Raw genomic sequence first — 16407 nt, 5'->3', positions numbered from 1 at the left:
GGTCACTGAGTGCGGACCACCGGCTTGGAAGGGGAACGGCGCGCGCAGGCGTCGAATTTCTGCCGGTCGAAAAGACCTTCCCATTTCGCCAGCACCATGACCGCGACGCTATTGCCGATGACGTTGGTGGTGGACGTGGCGATGGCCAGAATGCGGTCGATGCCGAACAGCAGGCCGACGCCGGACAAGGGCAAGGCCTTGGTGGATTGCAGGGTGGCGGTCAGCTTGACCAGCGCGCCGCCGGCGGCACCGGCGCCGCCCTTGGAGGTCACCAGCATGACGGCCAGCAACGCCAGGGCCTGCGGCAGAGGCAAGGGCGTGTCGGTCGCCTGGGCAATAAAGCCGATGCCGCAGGCCATGTACAGACAGGCGCCGTCGATATTGAAGCTATAGCCGGCGGGCAGCACGAAACCCACCACGGCCTCGTCGCACCCCGCCTGCTCGAGCCGGGTGACCAGCCGGGGAAAGGCGGCTTCGCTGGCTGCCGTGCCCATGGCGAGCACCGCCTCGTCGCGGATGACATACAGAATCCGGAAGATGGACAGCCCGGCACTGGCCGCCACCAGGCCCAGCACGACCACCACGAAGACGATCGCCGCCGAGTAGTAGGTCAGGATGTAGCGCAGCAGATAGACCAGCGTGGTGCCGCCGTAGCTGCCCACGGCCGAGGCCATGGCGCCAAAGGCGCCCAGCGGCGACAGGCGCATGATGAAACCCAGCATCTTGAAGACCAGGGTCTGCACTTCGTCCAGCAGGCGGTAGACCAGCCACTCGGGCTTGCCCGCCACGCTCAGGGCCGCGCCGACCAGCAAGGAAACGAACAGCACGGGCAGGATGTCGCCGCTCACAAAGGCCGACACCAGGGTGCGCGGGATGATGGACAGCACGAAATGCGTCAACGAAAAATCCGCCGAACTGGCCTGGATCAACTTATCGACCGCCTGTCCGGACTCGGCGAGCGCCGAGGCGTGCAGCCCGTCGCCCGGCCGCAACCAGCTGACCATGCCGTAGCCCACCATCATGGCCAGCGTGCTCACCACCTCGAAGTACAGCAGGGTTTTCAGGCCCAGCCGGCCGAGGCGGCGGAAGTCTTTGACATGGCCGATGCCATGCACCACGGTACAGAAAATGATCGGCCCCAGCATCATCTTCAGCAAAGCGATGAAGCCCTCTCCGAGGGGCTTCATCGCCCGGGCATGCTGCGGGTCGACCAGACCGAACACAATCGCCGCCGCAATGGCCACCAGTACCTGCACATACAGCTTCTTGAACGCTTTCAAACCGGACTCCCGGGGCAGCCCCGGGGCCGCCCATTGCCTATGGCGGAATTACTCCGGCTTGATGCCGGCCTGTTGGGCCGCCGCCTGCGAGCGGGCGTATTCATCGCGCAAAAAGGCCGCGAAGCCGGCGGAGGTCTCCTGCTGCGCGGTGGCGGGCTCGACGCCGAAGTCCTTGAGCTTGTCGGCAATGGCCGGGTCGTGCGCGCCCTCGACCAGCGCCTTCTGCAGCCGGGCCATCACGTCGGGCGGCGTGGCCGCCGGCGCCAGCAGGCCGACATAGCTTGCCGCCACGAGGTTCTCGTAGCCCTCATCGGCCAGCGTCGGCAACTCCGGCGCAAGCGCCAGGCGGTGATCGGCCGTGATGGCCAGAATCCTGGCCTTGCCGGAGCGATGCAACGGCAAGGCGGTCGAGAACTCCGTCACCGTGGCCTCGATATTGCCGCCCAGCAGATCCGGGATCAACGCGCCGCCGCCGCGATAAGGCACGTTGACCAGCTTGGCGCCGGTGGCCGCATTCAGGCGCAGCAGAGTCAGGTGCGTGGCGCTGCCCACGCCGGAAGTCCCCGCATTGATGCCCTGCTTGCGCGACAAGGCCACCAGTTCGGCCAGGTTCTTGGCGGGCACCTGGGGATTGACCACCAACACGTGCGGCACATAGCCGACCATGCCCACCGGCGCGAAGTCCTTCAAGGGGTCATACGGCAGTTGCGCCTGGATGAAGGGGTTGACCGTCAAGGGACCGTTGGAGCCGACCAGCAAGGTGTAGCCGTCGGCAGGCGCGCGCGCGACCATGTCCGCGCCGATGCTGCCGCCGGCGCCAGGCTTGTTCTCCACCACCGCCGGCACCTCCAGCTTGGGGCCGATGGCCGCACCCATGATGCGCCCGACGGCGTCGATATTGCCGCCGGCGGCAAAGGGCACGATCAGGCGCAAGGGGCGTTCGGGATAGGCCGCCGCGGCCAGGCGCGGCAAGCCTTGGGCCGCCGCCAGGGTCAGGGCCGACTTCCAGATAAATTCGCGTCGATTCATTGTCTCTTCCTTATCGTTTTTGTCGCGCAGGGCGCGTGGATCAATCCAGGTAACGCAGACCGGCCCGCGCCAGCGGTTCACGCATGGCGTAGATATCCAGCCCCAGCTCACCGGCCGCCAGGCGGGCGCGCTTGCGCGCCTCGTTGGCCAGTCTTTCGTCGGCTCGCTCGGCCACCCGCGCGGCCTGCGCCGCCGGCACGACCACCACGCCATCCGCGTCGGCCAGCACCACATCGCCCGGACGCACCAGCGCACCGGCGCAGATCACCGGCACATTCACCGAGCCCAGGGTGGCCTTGACCGTGCCTTTGGCACAGACCGCCTTGCTGAACACGGGGAAACCCATCTCGCGCAGTTCGCTGATGTCGCGCGCGCCGCCATCGATGATCAGCCCCTGCCCGCCCCGCGCCCGGAAGCTGGTGGCCAGCAGTTCGCCGAAAAAGCCATCGCGGCTGTCGCTGGTGCAGGCTGCCACGACGACGTCACCTGGCTGCAATTGCTCGGCGGCGACGTGCAGCATCCAGTTATCGCCCGGCTGCAACAGCACGGTGACGGCCGTGCCGCACAAACGCGCTCCCTCGTAGACGGGACGGATGCCGGCATCCAGCAGACCTACCCGGCCCATGGCCTCGTGCACGGTGGCTACACCGTGCGCGGCCAGTCGTTGCACCACGGCCCGGTCGGCCCTCTCGATGCGGCGTTTGACCACACCCAGTGTGTTGAGCAGATCGTCCATCTCAAAGCCCCTTCTTTGTCAGCGCGGCATCCAGCCGCGGATACACGCGCCGCGCGTTGCCTTCGTAGATCTGATGCCGCTCCGAGGCGCTCAGATCGGCCGCTTCGATATAGCGCCGCGTATCGTCGTAATGAAAGCCTGTCTGCGGATCGATCCCGCGCACCGCGCCTATCATTTCGCTGGCGAACAGCACGTTCTTCACCGGGATGACGCGCGCCAGCAGATCGATGCCGGGCTGGTGATAGACGCAGGTATCGAAATAGACGTTGTCGAGCAACCAGTCTTCGAGCGGCGGCTTCTTCATCTCCTGCGCCAACCCCCGGAAGCGGCCCCAGTGATACGGCACCGCGCCGCCGCCATGCGGGATCACGAAGTTCAGGTCCGGGAACACCTTGAACAGATCCGAGGTCAGGCACTGCATGAAGGCCGTGGTGTCGGCGTTCAGGTAATGCGCGCCCGTGGTGTGGAAGCAGGCGTTGCAGCTGGTGCTCACATGAACCATGGCGGGGATGCCGTAATCGACCATGCGCTCGTACAGCGGATACCAATAGGGATCCGACAGCGGCGGCGAAGTCCAGTGGCCGCCCGACGGGTCGGGGTTGAGATTCAATGCCACGAAGCCATATTCTTCGACGCAGCGTTTGAGCTCGTCCAGGCAGGTCTGGATGGGTTGGCCGGGCGATTGCGGCAACATGGCCGCGCCCGCGAAATGCTCCGGAAATAGCGTCGCCACCCGATGGCACAGTTCATTGCATAAGGCGGCCCAGGTCTGGCTGGTGGACAGGTCGCCGATGTGATGCGCCATGAAGCTGGCCCGCGGCGAGAAAATCGTCAGATCGCAGGCCCGCTCGCGCATCAGCCGCAGTTGATTGGCCTCGATGGACTCGCGGATCTCATCGTCGCTGATGCGCAAGTCGCTGGCGCGCGGCGCGGCCGACGGATCCTTCAGACCGGCGATCTGCCGGTGACGCCACGCTTCCAGCGCCGGGGGCGCCGTGGTGTAGTGGCCATGACAATCGATGATCAAGCGGATTCTCCGGAAGAAACAGGGCGCGGGGCATAGGCGGTGCCGCGCATCAATAAACGAGCCGTGCGCAGCAACGCGGCGCGCACTACCTGGCCCGCGGCATCGAGCTCCAGCTCCACGCTGAATTCGCCCGACGGATGCTCCACCGGCACGCGCTGCCGCGCGCCGCCGGGCAGGCGCGCCAGTCCGTCGGCCACCGAGCCTGGCAGCACGCAGGCGGTGGCCACCGTCACGGCGGCCAGCACGCCGATGGCGTCGTGGCAGACATGGGGGATGAAGCAGCGTGTCGCGATGCTGCCGCCCTGCCTGGGCGGCGACAGCAAACACATCTTGGGATAGGGTTTGTCGCGCACATCGCCCAGCCCCATCCGTTCGCCAGCCAGCAGGCGCAGGGCTTCGAGGCGAGTTTTCAGGGCCTCGTCCGCGTTGAGTTCGGCCACGCTTTCGTCGCCGCGCCGCTGCAGATCGGCGGCGCGCATCAGCACCATGGGCATGCCATTGTCGATACAGGTGACGTCGATGTCGGGCTGACCGGCCACGCGCAGCCGATCGCGCACCTGCCCGGTGGGCAACAGCCCTTCGCAGACCGATCCGGCGGTATCCAGGAAGTTGATGGCGATCGGCGCGGCGGTTCCCGGCACGCCGTCGATGCGCGCCATACCGTCATAGCGCAAGCGCCCGTTGGGCGTCTGCACGTCGATGTCGCACAGCATGCCGGTGTTCAAGGTCAGCACGCGATAGCGGCTGAGGTCCGCGCGCGGGGTAAGCAGCCCGGTTTCCAGCGCGAACGGCACGACGGCGGCCAGCATGTTGCCGCAGTTGGGCGTGGTGTCCACGCGCGCATCGCCCACCGCGACCTGCGCGAACAGAAACTCCAGATCCACGCCCGGCTCACGGCCCGGGCCGACGATGCCTACTTTGCTCGTCAGCGGATGCGCGCCGCCCAGGCCATCGATCTGCCGCGGGTCTGGCGAGCCCATGAGGGCCAGCAGCAAGGCATCGCGGCTGGCCGGATCCGCCGGCAGATCCGCCGCACGGAAAAACGGCCCGCGCGAGGTTCCGCCGCGCATGAACAGGCAGTCCACCGCCTGCTGCGTTTGATTTTTATCCATCGTCTCCATGCTCACTCACTCTGCCTGCTATTTTTTGCGAAAGTATGGGTCGACACACCCTTATCGGGGTTGCCTTGTGCGCGAATGGCCGTTCTAATATTTTTATGACCTACTTTTTCTTTTGGCCATGGACCCGCGCCCGCCCCTGAATCTGCACCATCTGCATGTCTTCAATGCCGTCGTGGCCGCCGGCGGCGTGCGGCGCGGCGCCGAAACGCTGTTGCGGGCGTCCTCGGCCGTCACGCGCGCGGTCAGCCGCCTGGAGGCGGCACTGGGCGTGGCGCTGTTCGAGCGCAAAGGCACCGGCATGTTGCTCACCGCGGCGGGCGAGACCGTGCGGGTGCGCGCCGAGCGCATACAGGAGGAGCTGGCCTGCGTCATGGACGAGGCACGGCAACGCGGCGCCCAAGGAGGCACCTCGGGCGCGCTGTATCACACCGGCCGCCTGGCCAGCGTGGTATTGCTGGCCGATGTCCACCACATGTCCACGGTGGCGCATCAGCAAGGCCTGACGCAGCCGGCCATCAGTGCGGCCGTCTCGCGGCTGGAGCAATGCCTGGGGCAGGCGATTTTTCAGCGCACCCCGCGCGGCATGATCCCGACCCAGGCCGGCGAGCGCTGGGTGCGGCATTTCAAGCGCGTGCTGGCCGAGCTGCGCAACATCGAAGCGGATGTCGCCGCGCTCAGCGGCGCGATCGAGGGCACGGTCACGGTCGGCTCCCTGCCCTTGATCCGTACCCTGGTGCTGCCCAGCGCCATCGCGGCCGTGCTGGCGCGCCACCCGGGGCTGCGCATCCGCACGCTCGAGAGCCCTTATGGTGATTTGTGCGCCGGGCTGCTGAGCGCCGAGATCGACTTCATCCTCGGCGCATTGCGCCCCCTGCACGATAAATCGCTCAGCACGCGCGTCCTCATGCACGAGGACATCGTGCTGCTGGCGCGCGCGGAGCATCCGCTGGCACGCAAGCGCCGCATCGATTTCGCGGATTTGCGCGCCTACCCCTGGGTGCTGTCGCGGGCCTCCTCGCCCTTGCGCTATCAACTGAACGATTTCTTCCGCGCCAAGGGTCAGCCCTTACTCGAACCCTCGGTGGAGACCGCCGATCTGGCCACGCTGCGCGGCCTGCTGCTGCATTCGGACATGCTCACCGCGCTGTCGCGCCATCAGATGCACTACGAGGTCGCCAGCGGCCGGCTGGTGGCGCTGGATTTTTCGCTGGACGGCATGCAACGCGAGATCGGCGTGACCGTGCGCGCCGGCGCGCAACTGTCGCCGGGCGCTCATGCCCTGCTGCAAGAGGTGCACGTCCAGGCCGCGCGAGCCGCCGCGGCATAAGCCGATTCGATCGCCCTCGGGCGCCGAACGCAACCCCGCGGCGCACGGCGCCCGTCATACTCGGCCGACAGACCAAGAGGAGACCCGCATTGAAATCCGTTCCCCCGCCCCACCCCGCGCCGCATGCGCCGCGCTTCAAGCTGCCAGCCGGCAGCTGTGATTGCCACGTGCACGTCTACGGGCCGGCCGAGCGCTTCCCCTATGCGCCCGAGCGGCGCTACGATCCGCCCGATGCGCCCATCGAGATGCTGCAGCCCCTGCACCGCATGCTCGGCGTGGAGCGCGCCGTGCTGGTACAGGCCACCGTGCACGGCACCGACAACCGCGCCATGCTGGACGCCATCGCGCGCGATCCGTTGCGCTATCGCGGCGTGGCCCTGGTCGACGACGACATCAGCACCGCGCAACTGCGCGCGCTGCACGAGCAGGGCGTCCGCGGTCTGCGCTACAACTTCATGCCGCACCTGGGCCCGTCGGCGGATCTGGCCGCCGTCACGCGCATGGCCGCGCGCGTGGCCGACCTCGGCTGGCACATCCAGTTGCATGCCCACGCCGACGAGCTGGCGCGGATGACGTCCTTTCTGCATCAACTGCCCGTGCCCTATGTGATCGATCACATGGGCCGCGTCATGGCCGACGCCATGCAGCCCGAGCTGGACATGCTGCTGCGGGTGCTCGAACATCCGCGCGCCTGGATCAAGGTCAGCGGCCCCGAGCGTCTGTCGGCGACGCTCAGCCGCAGCGATCCGCCCTATGCCGACGTCGCACCCATCGCGCGCCGCATTCTGGAGGTGGCCGGCGAGCGCGCCGTCTGGGGGCTGGACTGGCCTCATCCCAATGTGCGCGAGGTCCCCGACGACGGAGACCTCATCGACATCCTGCCCCGGTATGGCGACGCCCAGGCCTTGCAGAAGCTGTTGGTGGACAATCCCCAACAGCTTTACTTCACCGCCTGAGCGGCCTCAGTCCACGCGGATGTTGACGCTCTTGACCACGCCGGCCCACTTGTCGAGTTCGGTCTGGATGAAGTTGCCCAGCTCGGCCGGCGTGCTCGTGGCTGGCGTGGCCCCCTCGCGCTGAAAGTGCTCTTTGAGCTTGTCCGAGGTCATGGCCTCCTTCAGCGCGGCGTTGAGCGTGGCGACCGCCTGCGGCGGCGTGCCCTTGGGCGCGAGCAGCGCATTCCAGGTGTTGATCTCAAAACCCTTGAAGCCCGGCGCCTCGGCCACGGTGGGCACGTCAGGCAATTGCGGCGAGCGCTCACGAGTCGTGACCGCCAAGGCGCGCAAGGTGCCGGCCTTGACCTGCGGCATGGCGCCAGGCAGGGTGGCGAAGCTGAGCTGCGCTTCTCCCGTCATGACGGCGGTATTGGCCAGCGCGCCGCCCCGATAAGGCACATGCACCATGTCCAGCCCCGCTTGCTGGGCAAACATCGCCCCGGCCAAATGCACCGGCGAGCCGTTGCCGCTGGAAGAGTAGTTCAGCTCGCCGGGCTTGGACTTGGCCAGTGTCACCAGACCGGCCACATCGGTAGCCGGCAGTTTCGGATTGGCCACCAGCACCAGCGGAATCGAAGCCACCATGCCCACGGGTTCGAAGCCGCCCACCGGGTCGTAGCCCAAAGACTTCTTGTACAGCGCGGGGTTGATGCCGTGGCTGGACACCGTGGCCATGAACAGCGTGTAGCCATCCGGGGCGGCCTGCTGCACCGACGTGGCGGCGATATTGCCCGCCGCGCCGGGCTTGTTTTCCACGATGATGGATTGCTTGAGCGTCTTGCTCAATTGCTCGGCCAGCGCACGCGCCAGGATGTCGGTGGTGCCGCCGGCGGCATATCCGATGACCAGGCGTATGGGCTGCTCGGGATAGGCGGCTTGCGCAGCCGGCAGGGCGAGGGTCAGCAGCGTGGCTGCCAGGGCTTTTTTCATGAGTGTCTCCGTCTTTTTTCTGGCCGCCACGCCCGGCCTGGCGTCCCGCGCTGGGCGCGTGCGCCCCCCACGTGGCGGGCGCACGCGGTCCTGCCAGCCAGGCTGGCATCAAACGAAATCGGTTAAGGGCCCCGACGGGCCGGCGTCAGGTGCCGGTAAACACCGGCGCGCGCTTCTCGGCAAAGGCGCGGCGGCCTTCGCGGTAATCGTTGCTCTCGAAGCAGGCCAGCACCAGATCGGTCATGGCCTGCATATCGACCTGCGGCCCCAGCTGCTGCATCTGGCGAATCATCTTCTTGCCCGCCATGAGTGTCAGCGGCGCATTGGCGCCTATCTGATCGATATAGGTCTGCAGCGCCAGATCGAGTTCGCCGGCCGGCACCACTTTGTGCAGCAAGCCCAAATGCACGGCCTCGGCGGCGGAGTAACGCGCCGCGGTCAGGAATATCTCCAGCGCACGGGCCGGTCCGGCCGCAGTGACCAGATTGCGGATGGCGGTCATGCGATAGCCCAGGCCGAGCTTGCCCGCGGGGATCGCGAAGCTGCTGTCTTCGGAGGCCAGGCGCAGGTCGCAGCACAGCGCGATATTCAGGCCGCCGCCAATGCAATAGCCCCGGATGCGCGCGATGGTGGGTTTGTCATAGTCGTACAGCGCCAGCTGCGCGGCCTCGGCCACGCGTTCGTAGGCCTGCACCGCCTCCTCGCCCGAACGCAGCGTGTCGAATTGCGAGATGTTGGCGCCGCTGACAAAAGCGCGCTCGCCGGCGCCGCTCAGAACGACCACGCGTATGGCCGGGTCTTCGGCCAGGGCCTGCAAAGCCAGCGGGATCCCCTCCCACATCGCGAAGGACACCGCGTTGTGCCGCGCCGGATCATTAAAGGTGATCCAGCCGGCCGCGCCGCGTTTTTCCACGATGAGATGCTCGGTGATGCGATCCTGCAAGATGCGCTGGCTTTCCATGATGTTGTCTCGTTATCCGTCACTGCGTGCACGCAGTTGCGCCTGCCGGCGCAGCATGCCGTTGCGTAAATGCTCGCGCATTGCGGCGCGGGCGGCTTCGCCATCGCGCGCGGCGATGGCATCGAAAATACGGTGGTGCTCCTGCTCGACCTCCGATATCCGGTCGGTGCCGGTGCTGCCGTAACGCAAGGTGCGCACGGCATCGCCGATGGCTCGGCCGAACAGCGACAGCAGGCGCACGAAATACGGGTTGTTGCTGGCCTGACAGACCGCCATATGGAAGTCCAGCGCCCGGTCGGCCCCCTGGCGCCAGTCATCGCTGGCCGCGTCGACCCGCGCCAGCGCCGCACGCAGGGTTTCCAGTTGCGCTTCGCTGCGATGCTGGGCAGCCAACGCGGCCGCGCCCGCCTCGATCTCGACGCGCAATTGATAGATCTGCTCCAGGGCGTCGACGCGTAGCAGGTCTTCGGGCAGGATCTCGAAAGGGGTTTGCCCGCCGGCCGCAACGAAGCTTCCCACCCCGCGGCGGGTCTCGACATAGCCCGAGAGTTTCAGGCGCGCGATGGCTTCGCGCACCACATTGCGGCTCACGCCGAAACGCTGGGCGAGCTCGAATTCCGTGGGCAGGCGCTGGCCGGGCTCGAAAGCCTGGCTGAGTATCTTCTGGCGGATCTGCTGCGCAATCTCGTCGGCGAGGTTTTCGGGCCGATTGAGATTGCCAAACAGCGTATCGTGCGCGGGCGTGGCCATGAGCATCCTCGAGAGAGCAAAAGCCCCGATGGTGTCACACCGCCCCGACGGCGCGCAAACGTTCGCGCGCGGCCGCATCCATGCCCAGCCAGCCCAGAATATCGTCGGTGTGCGCGCCCGTCTCCGGCGCCGGCGACACCGGTCCGGGTTCGGCGTCGCCAAAAATCACCGGCTGGGCCAGGATGTCGAACTCGCCACGCTGCGGATGCGTCACTTTGCGCGTCATTTTCAGATGGCGCACTTGCTCGTTGTCGAACGTGCCGTCCATCGACAGTATCGGCCCGCAGGGCACGCCGGCGGCGTTCAGGCGCTCGATCCACTCCGCGCTGCTGCGCTGCCGGGTACGCGCCACGATCTGCGCCGTGAGCGCCGGCCGGTTCTCCACCCGCAGCCCCGCCGAGGCAAAGCGCGCGTCGTCGATCAGCTCCGGCATCTCGAGCACCTCGCACAGCCGCGCGAACATGCTCGATCCCATGGCGGCGATATTGATATAGCCATCGGCCGTCGGGTAGACGCCAGTGGGCGAGCTGGTCGGGTGGTCGTTGCCGGACTGCCCGGGCACCTCGCCGTCGATCAGCCAGCGCGTGGCCTGGAAATCCATCATCCACACCTGTGACTGCAACAGCGAGGTCTGCACCCAGCGCCCCTGGCCCGTCTGCTCGCGGTCCAGCAGGGCGATCAGTATGCCGATGGCCGCGAACAGCCCGGCGCTCAGGTCGGCGATCGGAATGCCGGCCCGCATGGGGCCGTGGTCGGCCTCGCCGGTCACCGACATCAAACCGCCCAGCCCCTGGGCGATCTGATCCAGGCCCGGGCGGTCGGCATACGGACCATCCTGGCCGAAGCCGGAAATGCTCGCGTAGACCAGCCGGGGATTGATGCGCGACAGCGTGGCGTAATCGATCCCCAGCTTGGCCTTGACGGAGGGCCGGTAGTTTTCCACCAAGACGTCCGCGCGTTTGACCAGTTCCAGAAAGACCGCCCGCCCCTCGGGGTGTTTGAGATTGAGCGTCAGGCTGCGCTTGTTGCGATGCGTGTTCTGGTAGTCGCTGAACTTGGCCGCGCCGCCCGGCTTGTCATCCTTGACCTCGCTGGGCTCTTCGATCTTGATCACGTCGGCGCCCCAATCGGCGAACTGGCGCACCGCTGCCGGGCCGGACCGCACGCGTGACAGATCCAGAACCACAAAGCGCTTGAGGGGGGAAAACATCATGGGGGCTGTCTCGTATCATGTAGTTGTTGGTTGTTGGACATCCTACGTTTGAGCGGGCCCGACGAATATAGGTGAGAACCCCAACCCCCGGTCCTTGCGGCCAGCCCGGGGCCGGCGCCCGCGCCGTCGCGCCCAGGCCGCCGCAGACAACCGGGCAGCCCGTTTGTCCTGCCGCCCTGTTTTTCCTATAGTCTCGCCTTTGGCGCTGGCCCTGACGGCCGCCGCCGCATCAACTGGCCCCAGGAGCCGATCATGAGCGCATCCACCACCCCTCCCGCCGTCGACCCGCAAGTTCTGGGCGACCTGGCCCTGAACGCCGCTCACATCGCGCTGTTTGCCATGCGCCAGCAGAAACCCCAGGAAGCCCTGGGCGTGCTCGAAGATGTGGCCGACTCCTTGCTGCAGTATCTGGCCAAAAGCCTGGAAATGCCGGCGGACCAAAAGGCCGCCGCCAAGCGCCGCATCACCGAGACCCTGCATCTGGCCCTGGCCGTGACCAAGGGCAGCAAAATCTGAAGCCCGGCTCAGCGCCGGTCCAGCCAGCCCCGGACCTGCTCGGCCAAGGCCAGGCTGTTGCCGTCCATCATCAGCATGTGCGAGTTGCCCACATGCCCCATCTCGGGCAGCCGCCACAGGGTGACGCTGGAATGGCGCTGGGCAAAGGCCTCGATGCGGGCCCGCATCTGCGGCCAGCGCGCATCCTCGTCCATGTTGTCGCCCAGCAGGATGAGCGTGGGCGTGCGGTACTCGGCCCGCGGCGGCAGCGCCGGAATGCTGGCCGGCTCCAGCGCCACCACGGCGCGCACCTGCTGCGGCATTTCCTGCGCCAGCCGCAAGCCGAACACACCCGCCTGGGAGTGGCAGATCACGGTGGCGCGGCCGACGCGGCGCAGAAAAGCGCGATAGCCGTCCAGAATCGCCGCATCCGTGTGGGCCCAGCGCGGCACCATCTGGGCCGCCAACTGCGCGAACGCCGCCAGCGGAAACTGCTGGCGCGCATAAGCCCCCTGCCCCGGCCGCGAGCCGGGCGGACCCAGCCGAAAGCGGGTGTAGAAGTCTTCCTGCGTCTGCACGATGGCCGGGTCGGGCCAGATATGCGAGGCATACCCGGCGCGGCCGCGCTCGACGGCATCGCACAGATAGGCGTCCCACCCTTCGCTGAGGAAGTAATTCAGCCAGCCGGGCCGGCCATCCGGGGTCGTCTCCCACGCCGCGCCCGTCATGCCGCCGCCATGCCAGAAAGCCAGCGGTTCGCGGCCATTGGGCGGATCGCACAGAAAGTACTGGGCGTACATCTGCTCGACGCGATAGTGTCCGTTGGGGTTGAGCGGCACGGGCTGCCCGCCCTCGGCCAGCACGACCTCGCGCCGTGGCAGGCCGCGCAGTTCGATGTCCCGTCCGCCGACATGAAACGCGCCCATATCGCGCAGACGTAAAGGTTTGAGCGGATTCATTCGGCGCGGATGTGATTGCGTTCGATGACGTCTTTCCAGCGCGCGGTCTCATCGGCCAGAAAGGCGCCGAACGGCACATCGACGGCGGCCTGCACGCCGAGCTCACGCATGCGCTCGACCACCTGCGGCGCGGCCAGCGAGGCAGCGAAGGCCGCGCGCAGCTTTTCGACCGTGGCCGGCGGTGTGCCGGCCGGCGCGAGAATGCCGAACCAGGGCGTGATCAGGAAACCCGGCAGGCCGGCCTCGGCGAAGGTCGGCACGTCCGGAATGGACGCCGACCGCGCCGCGCTGGCCACGGCCAGCGCGCGCAGCTTGCCGGCCCGGATGCTGGGCAAGGACGCCGGCAGGTTGTCGAAATACATATCGACCTGTCCGCCCAGCAGATCCGCCGCCACCTGGCCGGCGCCTTTATAGGGGATGTGGGCGATCTCCACGCCCGCGCGCTGCTTGAACAGTTCCGTGGCGAGGTGGGCCGATCCGCCGATGCCCGAAGACGCGGCGTTCAAGGCCCCCGGATGCGCTTTGGCATAGGCGATCAGCTCGCCCACCGTCTGCGCCGGCACCTTGGGATTGATGACCAGCACGCTGGGCACGGTGCCCAGCATCGTCACCGGTGTGAAATCCTTCTGGATGTCATAAGGCGGCGGCTGGTAGAGCGCGGGCGCCACGGCGCAGCCGAATGCACACATCAATAGCGTCTGGCCGTCGGCCGGCGCGCGCATGACGGCCTGCGCGCCGATATTGCCGCCCGCCCCGGCGCGGTTTTCGATGATGAAAGGCTGCCCCAGGCGCGCGGCCATGGGTTCGCTCAGAATCCGCGCCAGGATGTCGGGCGTGCCGCCGGCCGGGAAAGGCACGACCAGGGTGATGGGGCGGTTGGGAAAATCGGCGGCCTGCGCCCCGGCGGCCATGGCCAGGCATGCGGCGATGGCGCCATGGCGCAGCACCGCGCTCAGGCGGTGCGCGTAGCGCATAAACATGGTGGGTCTCCTCGGTTTGGCCCGGCCATGCGAGGGCCGGACGTCATGGCCACACTGTAGTGCGGCCCGCAGCGTGCGCCCAATGCCGAAAGGACAAGTCACCCATACCATTTTCGCTATGCTATCGCCTGGCCTTTTCTTCAGCTGCATGGACGATGAGCGATAGCCCTGCCCTGCCCGCGCTGCGGCGCCTCGATATGAATCTGCTGCTGACCTTCGACGCCTTGATGCGCACCCGCAGCGCCACCCTGGCCTCGCGTCAGTTGCACAAAACCCAACCCGCCATCAGCCGCGAGCTCGCCCGCCTGCGGCTGCGGCTACAGGATCCTTTGTTGGTGCTGGTCAAGGGCCGCTTCGTGCCGACCGAAAGAGCGCTCGAACTGCATGCCGCCGTGCATGGCGCGCTGCTGAGCCTGGACGCCGCCTTACGGCCCCCGGCGGTGTTCGAACCCGCCCGAGCGGCCGGCATGGTCAATATCGGGCTGGGCGCGCATAGCGAATTCTTGCTCGCCGGGCCCCTGATGCAACGCCTGCATCAGCAGGCGCCCGGGCTGCTGCCCCGGTTTCAGGCCATTCATGGCGCCGTGCAGCCCGACGATCTGGACGCAGGGCGGCTGGAGCTGGCCGTCGGCCTGTTCGGCCCCATGCCCGCGCGCTTTCACGATGAAGTCCTCCTGCGCGAGCGGCGGGTCTGCGTCGTGTCGGCCAGCCATCCGCTGGCCGCGCGCAAACAGCTCAAACTGCGCGATCTGGCGGGCCTGCGCTGGTTTGCGTTCTCGCAGATGTATGGGCACGAAACCCATCTCGAGCGCGCCATGAAACCCCTGCCGCCGGCCGAGCGCATCCAGTTCTCGGCCTTTCTGTCGGATTTCGGTGCCGCGCCCTATGTGATCATGGACAGCGATTACGCGACCACCATGCCGGCCAGCGTGGCGCGGCGCCATGCGCGGCATTTCCCGCTGGCCATGCTGGCGCTGCCGCCCCCGCTGCGCGATATTGAACTACGCATGGTGTGGCCCCGCCGCCTGCATGCCTCGCCGCTGCATGCCTGGCTGCGGGAGCAGTTGCGCCAGGTGCTGGCCGAACAGATCTCGCTCCCTCAGCCTTCCTCGCGCCGGCGGATGGGGAACGTCATGTCGGCGTAACGCACGAAACGCCAGCCTCGCGCCAGGCGGTAACCGCCCCAGATCAGGAAAAAAAGCGGCAGGCCGATGTACGTGGCGGCAGCCCCGGTCCAGTCGATGCGATCCTGCAAAAAGGCCTCGTAGTTCTGCCCCAGCGTAATGACCAGGCAAAGACAGAAGGCAAACAGCGGCCCGAACGGAAAGTAGGGCGAAACATAGGGCAGATCTTCCAGCTTGCCGCCCTGCGCCAGATAGCCGCGCCGGAAGCGGTAGTGGCTGACGGCAATGCCCAACCAGGCGATAAAGCCCGTCATGCCCGAGGTATTGAGCAGCCAGATGTAGACCTGGTTGGGGCTGAACAGAAAAGACAAAAAGCACAGCCCGGCAATTGCGGCCGTGGCCAGCAGCGCCACCAGCGGCACCCCGTGGCCGGTGAGGCGGCCGAACACCGCCGGGGCCTTGCCTTCGCGAGCCAAGGCATACAGCATGCGCGTGGCGGCGTACATGCCGGAGTTGCCGGCCGACAGCACCGAGGTAAGCACCACGGCGTTCATGATCGAGGCCGCCGCCAACAGGCCGGCACGATCGAAGATGAGGGCAAAGGGGCTGACGGCGATGTCGCCCACCTCATTGCGCAGCAACTGCGGATCGGTGTAGGGGATGAGCAGGCCGATCACGCCGATGGCCAGCACATAGAACAGCAGGATGCGCCAGAACACCTGGCGCACGGCACGCGGCAGATCGCGCGCGGGGTTGCGCGACTCGCCGGCGGCAATGCCGATGAGCTCGGTGCCCTGAAAGGAAAACCCCACCACCATGGCCACGCCGATCAGCGCGGCAAAGCCGCCGGCAAAGGGCGCATCGCCCACGGTCCAGTTGTGCAGCCCCGCGTCCTCGCCGCCGCGGATGATGCCCAGCAGCATCAGCACGCCCATGACGATGAAAGCCAGCACGGCGACCACTTTGATGAGCGAGAACCAGAACTCCGCTTCGCCGAAGCCGCGCGCCGACAGCGCATTCAGGCCAAACGTGATCAGCAGGAACAAGGCGCTCCAGTACACGCCGGGCACGGCCGGAAACCAGTACGCCATCACCAGCTGCGCGGCGACCAGATCCACGGCCACGGTGACGGCCCAGTTGTACCAGTAGTTCCAGCCCAGCGCGAAGCCGAAACCCGGTTCGACAAAGCGCGCGCCATAGGTGGCGAAGGAGCCCGACACCGGCATGCTGGCGGCCAGCTCGCCCAGGCTGGTCATGATGAAGTAGACCATCAGACCGATGAGCCCGTAGGCCAGCAAGGCGCCGCCCGGCCCGGCCTGCGCGATGGTGTTGCCCGAGGCGACGAACAGGCCGGTGCCGATGGAGCCGCCCACGGCAATCATGGACAGATGGCGCGCCGACAGCGTACGCCTCAGGCCCGAAGGCGTGGAGACGGACGCGGCCGGCATGCCCTGGGCGCGGCGGGGGTGGGGTTGGGTCA

The 16407-nt window shown here is 67.2% G+C and carries 16 protein-coding genes; 4 read left to right on the top strand and 12 right to left on the bottom strand.

The window, feature by feature from the left end; translation table 11 throughout:
* Window positions 1-2 precede the first annotated feature (2 nt).
* The 5 genes from CAL22_RS05115 to CAL22_RS05095 are packed head-to-tail and all read right to left on the bottom strand — an operon-like array spanning window position 3 to window position 5193.
* Window positions 3-1280: a cation:dicarboxylate symporter family transporter gene (locus tag CAL22_RS05115; protein ID WP_094810892.1), complete on the bottom strand. Its 1278-nt coding sequence runs from the start codon at window positions 1278-1280 to the stop codon at window positions 3-5.
* A 48-nt stretch (window positions 1281-1328) separates the two neighbouring features.
* Window positions 1329-2309 (bottom strand): Bug family tripartite tricarboxylate transporter substrate binding protein, encoded by a 981-nt coding sequence (locus tag CAL22_RS05110; RefSeq protein WP_094810890.1) that lies wholly within the window; start codon window positions 2307-2309, stop codon window positions 1329-1331.
* 40 nt (window positions 2310-2349) lie between these two features.
* Window positions 2350-3045: a 4-carboxy-4-hydroxy-2-oxoadipate aldolase/oxaloacetate decarboxylase gene (locus CAL22_RS05105; RefSeq protein ID WP_094810888.1), complete on the bottom strand. Its 696-nt coding sequence runs from the start codon at window positions 3043-3045 to the stop codon at window positions 2350-2352.
* Between the two features lies 1 nt (window position 3046).
* Window positions 3047-4072 (bottom strand): amidohydrolase family protein, encoded by a 1026-nt coding sequence (locus CAL22_RS05100; RefSeq protein WP_094810887.1) that lies wholly within the window; start codon window positions 4070-4072, stop codon window positions 3047-3049.
* On the bottom strand, window positions 4069-5193 hold the full coding sequence (locus tag CAL22_RS05095) for a 4-oxalomesaconate tautomerase (RefSeq protein WP_094810885.1): 1125 nt from the start codon (window positions 5191-5193) through the stop codon (window positions 4069-4071). Before CAL22_RS05095 ends, CAL22_RS05100 begins: the two co-directional genes overlap by 4 nt.
* A 118-nt stretch (window positions 5194-5311) precedes the next feature.
* Here CAL22_RS05095 and CAL22_RS05090 point away from each other — a divergent pair, with 118 nt between their 5' ends.
* On the top strand, window positions 5312-6520 hold the full coding sequence (locus tag CAL22_RS05090) for a LysR family transcriptional regulator (protein ID WP_094810883.1): 1209 nt from the start codon (window positions 5312-5314) through the stop codon (window positions 6518-6520).
* 89 nt (window positions 6521-6609) lie between these two features.
* Window positions 6610-7476: an amidohydrolase family protein gene (locus CAL22_RS05085; RefSeq protein WP_094810881.1), complete on the top strand. Its 867-nt coding sequence runs from the start codon at window positions 6610-6612 to the stop codon at window positions 7474-7476.
* Window positions 7477-7482: 6 nt separating this feature from the next.
* Here CAL22_RS05085 and CAL22_RS05080 read toward each other — a convergent pair whose 3' ends face one another.
* From CAL22_RS05080 to CAL22_RS05065, 4 genes are all read right to left on the bottom strand, one after another.
* Window positions 7483-8445, bottom strand: a complete 963-nt coding sequence (locus CAL22_RS05080; protein WP_094810879.1) for a Bug family tripartite tricarboxylate transporter substrate binding protein — start codon at window positions 8443-8445, stop codon at window positions 7483-7485.
* 145 nt (window positions 8446-8590) lie between these two features.
* Complete coding sequence (locus CAL22_RS05075; protein WP_094810877.1) at window positions 8591-9406, bottom strand: enoyl-CoA hydratase; 816 nt, start codon at window positions 9404-9406, stop codon at window positions 8591-8593.
* 12 nt (window positions 9407-9418) lie between these two features.
* A complete protein-coding gene (locus CAL22_RS05070; RefSeq protein ID WP_094810875.1) occupies window positions 9419-10156 on the bottom strand; it encodes a FadR/GntR family transcriptional regulator in 738 nt (245 codons plus the stop codon).
* Window positions 10157-10190: 34 nt separating this feature from the next.
* Complete coding sequence (locus CAL22_RS05065; RefSeq protein ID WP_094810873.1) at window positions 10191-11369, bottom strand: CaiB/BaiF CoA transferase family protein; 1179 nt, start codon at window positions 11367-11369, stop codon at window positions 10191-10193.
* A gap of 252 nt (window positions 11370-11621) precedes the next feature.
* Between CAL22_RS05065 and CAL22_RS05060 the strand changes: the two genes are divergently transcribed.
* Window positions 11622-11885, top strand: a complete 264-nt coding sequence (locus tag CAL22_RS05060; RefSeq protein WP_094810871.1) for a hypothetical protein — start codon at window positions 11622-11624, stop codon at window positions 11883-11885.
* A gap of 8 nt (window positions 11886-11893) precedes the next feature.
* Here the strand turns inward: CAL22_RS05060 and CAL22_RS05055 are convergent, their stop codons facing one another.
* Window positions 11894-12823: a hypothetical protein gene (locus tag CAL22_RS05055; RefSeq protein WP_094810869.1), complete on the bottom strand. Its 930-nt coding sequence runs from the start codon at window positions 12821-12823 to the stop codon at window positions 11894-11896.
* Window positions 12820-13803 (bottom strand): tripartite tricarboxylate transporter substrate binding protein, encoded by a 984-nt coding sequence (locus CAL22_RS05050; RefSeq protein WP_094810867.1) that lies wholly within the window; start codon window positions 13801-13803, stop codon window positions 12820-12822. Before CAL22_RS05050 ends, CAL22_RS05055 begins: the two co-directional genes overlap by 4 nt.
* A 155-nt stretch (window positions 13804-13958) precedes the next feature.
* Between CAL22_RS05050 and CAL22_RS05045 the strand changes: the two genes are divergently transcribed.
* Window positions 13959-14948, top strand: a complete 990-nt coding sequence (locus tag CAL22_RS05045; RefSeq protein ID WP_094810865.1) for a LysR family transcriptional regulator — start codon at window positions 13959-13961, stop codon at window positions 14946-14948.
* Here CAL22_RS05045 and CAL22_RS05040 read toward each other — a convergent pair.
* A complete protein-coding gene (locus CAL22_RS05040) occupies window positions 14903-16375 on the bottom strand; it encodes an amino acid permease (RefSeq protein ID WP_094811144.1) in 1473 nt (490 codons plus the stop codon). The two genes, CAL22_RS05045 and CAL22_RS05040, sit on opposite strands and share 46 nt — an antisense overlap.
* Window positions 16376-16407: the final 32 nt, after the last annotated feature.

Source organism: Bordetella genomosp. 12, from assembly GCF_002261355.1.
GTDB lineage: Bacteria > Pseudomonadota > Gammaproteobacteria > Burkholderiales > Burkholderiaceae_B > Bordetella.
The sequence above is the reverse complement of the archived record's forward strand: the minus strand, read 5'-3'. Positions and strand labels throughout refer to the sequence as shown.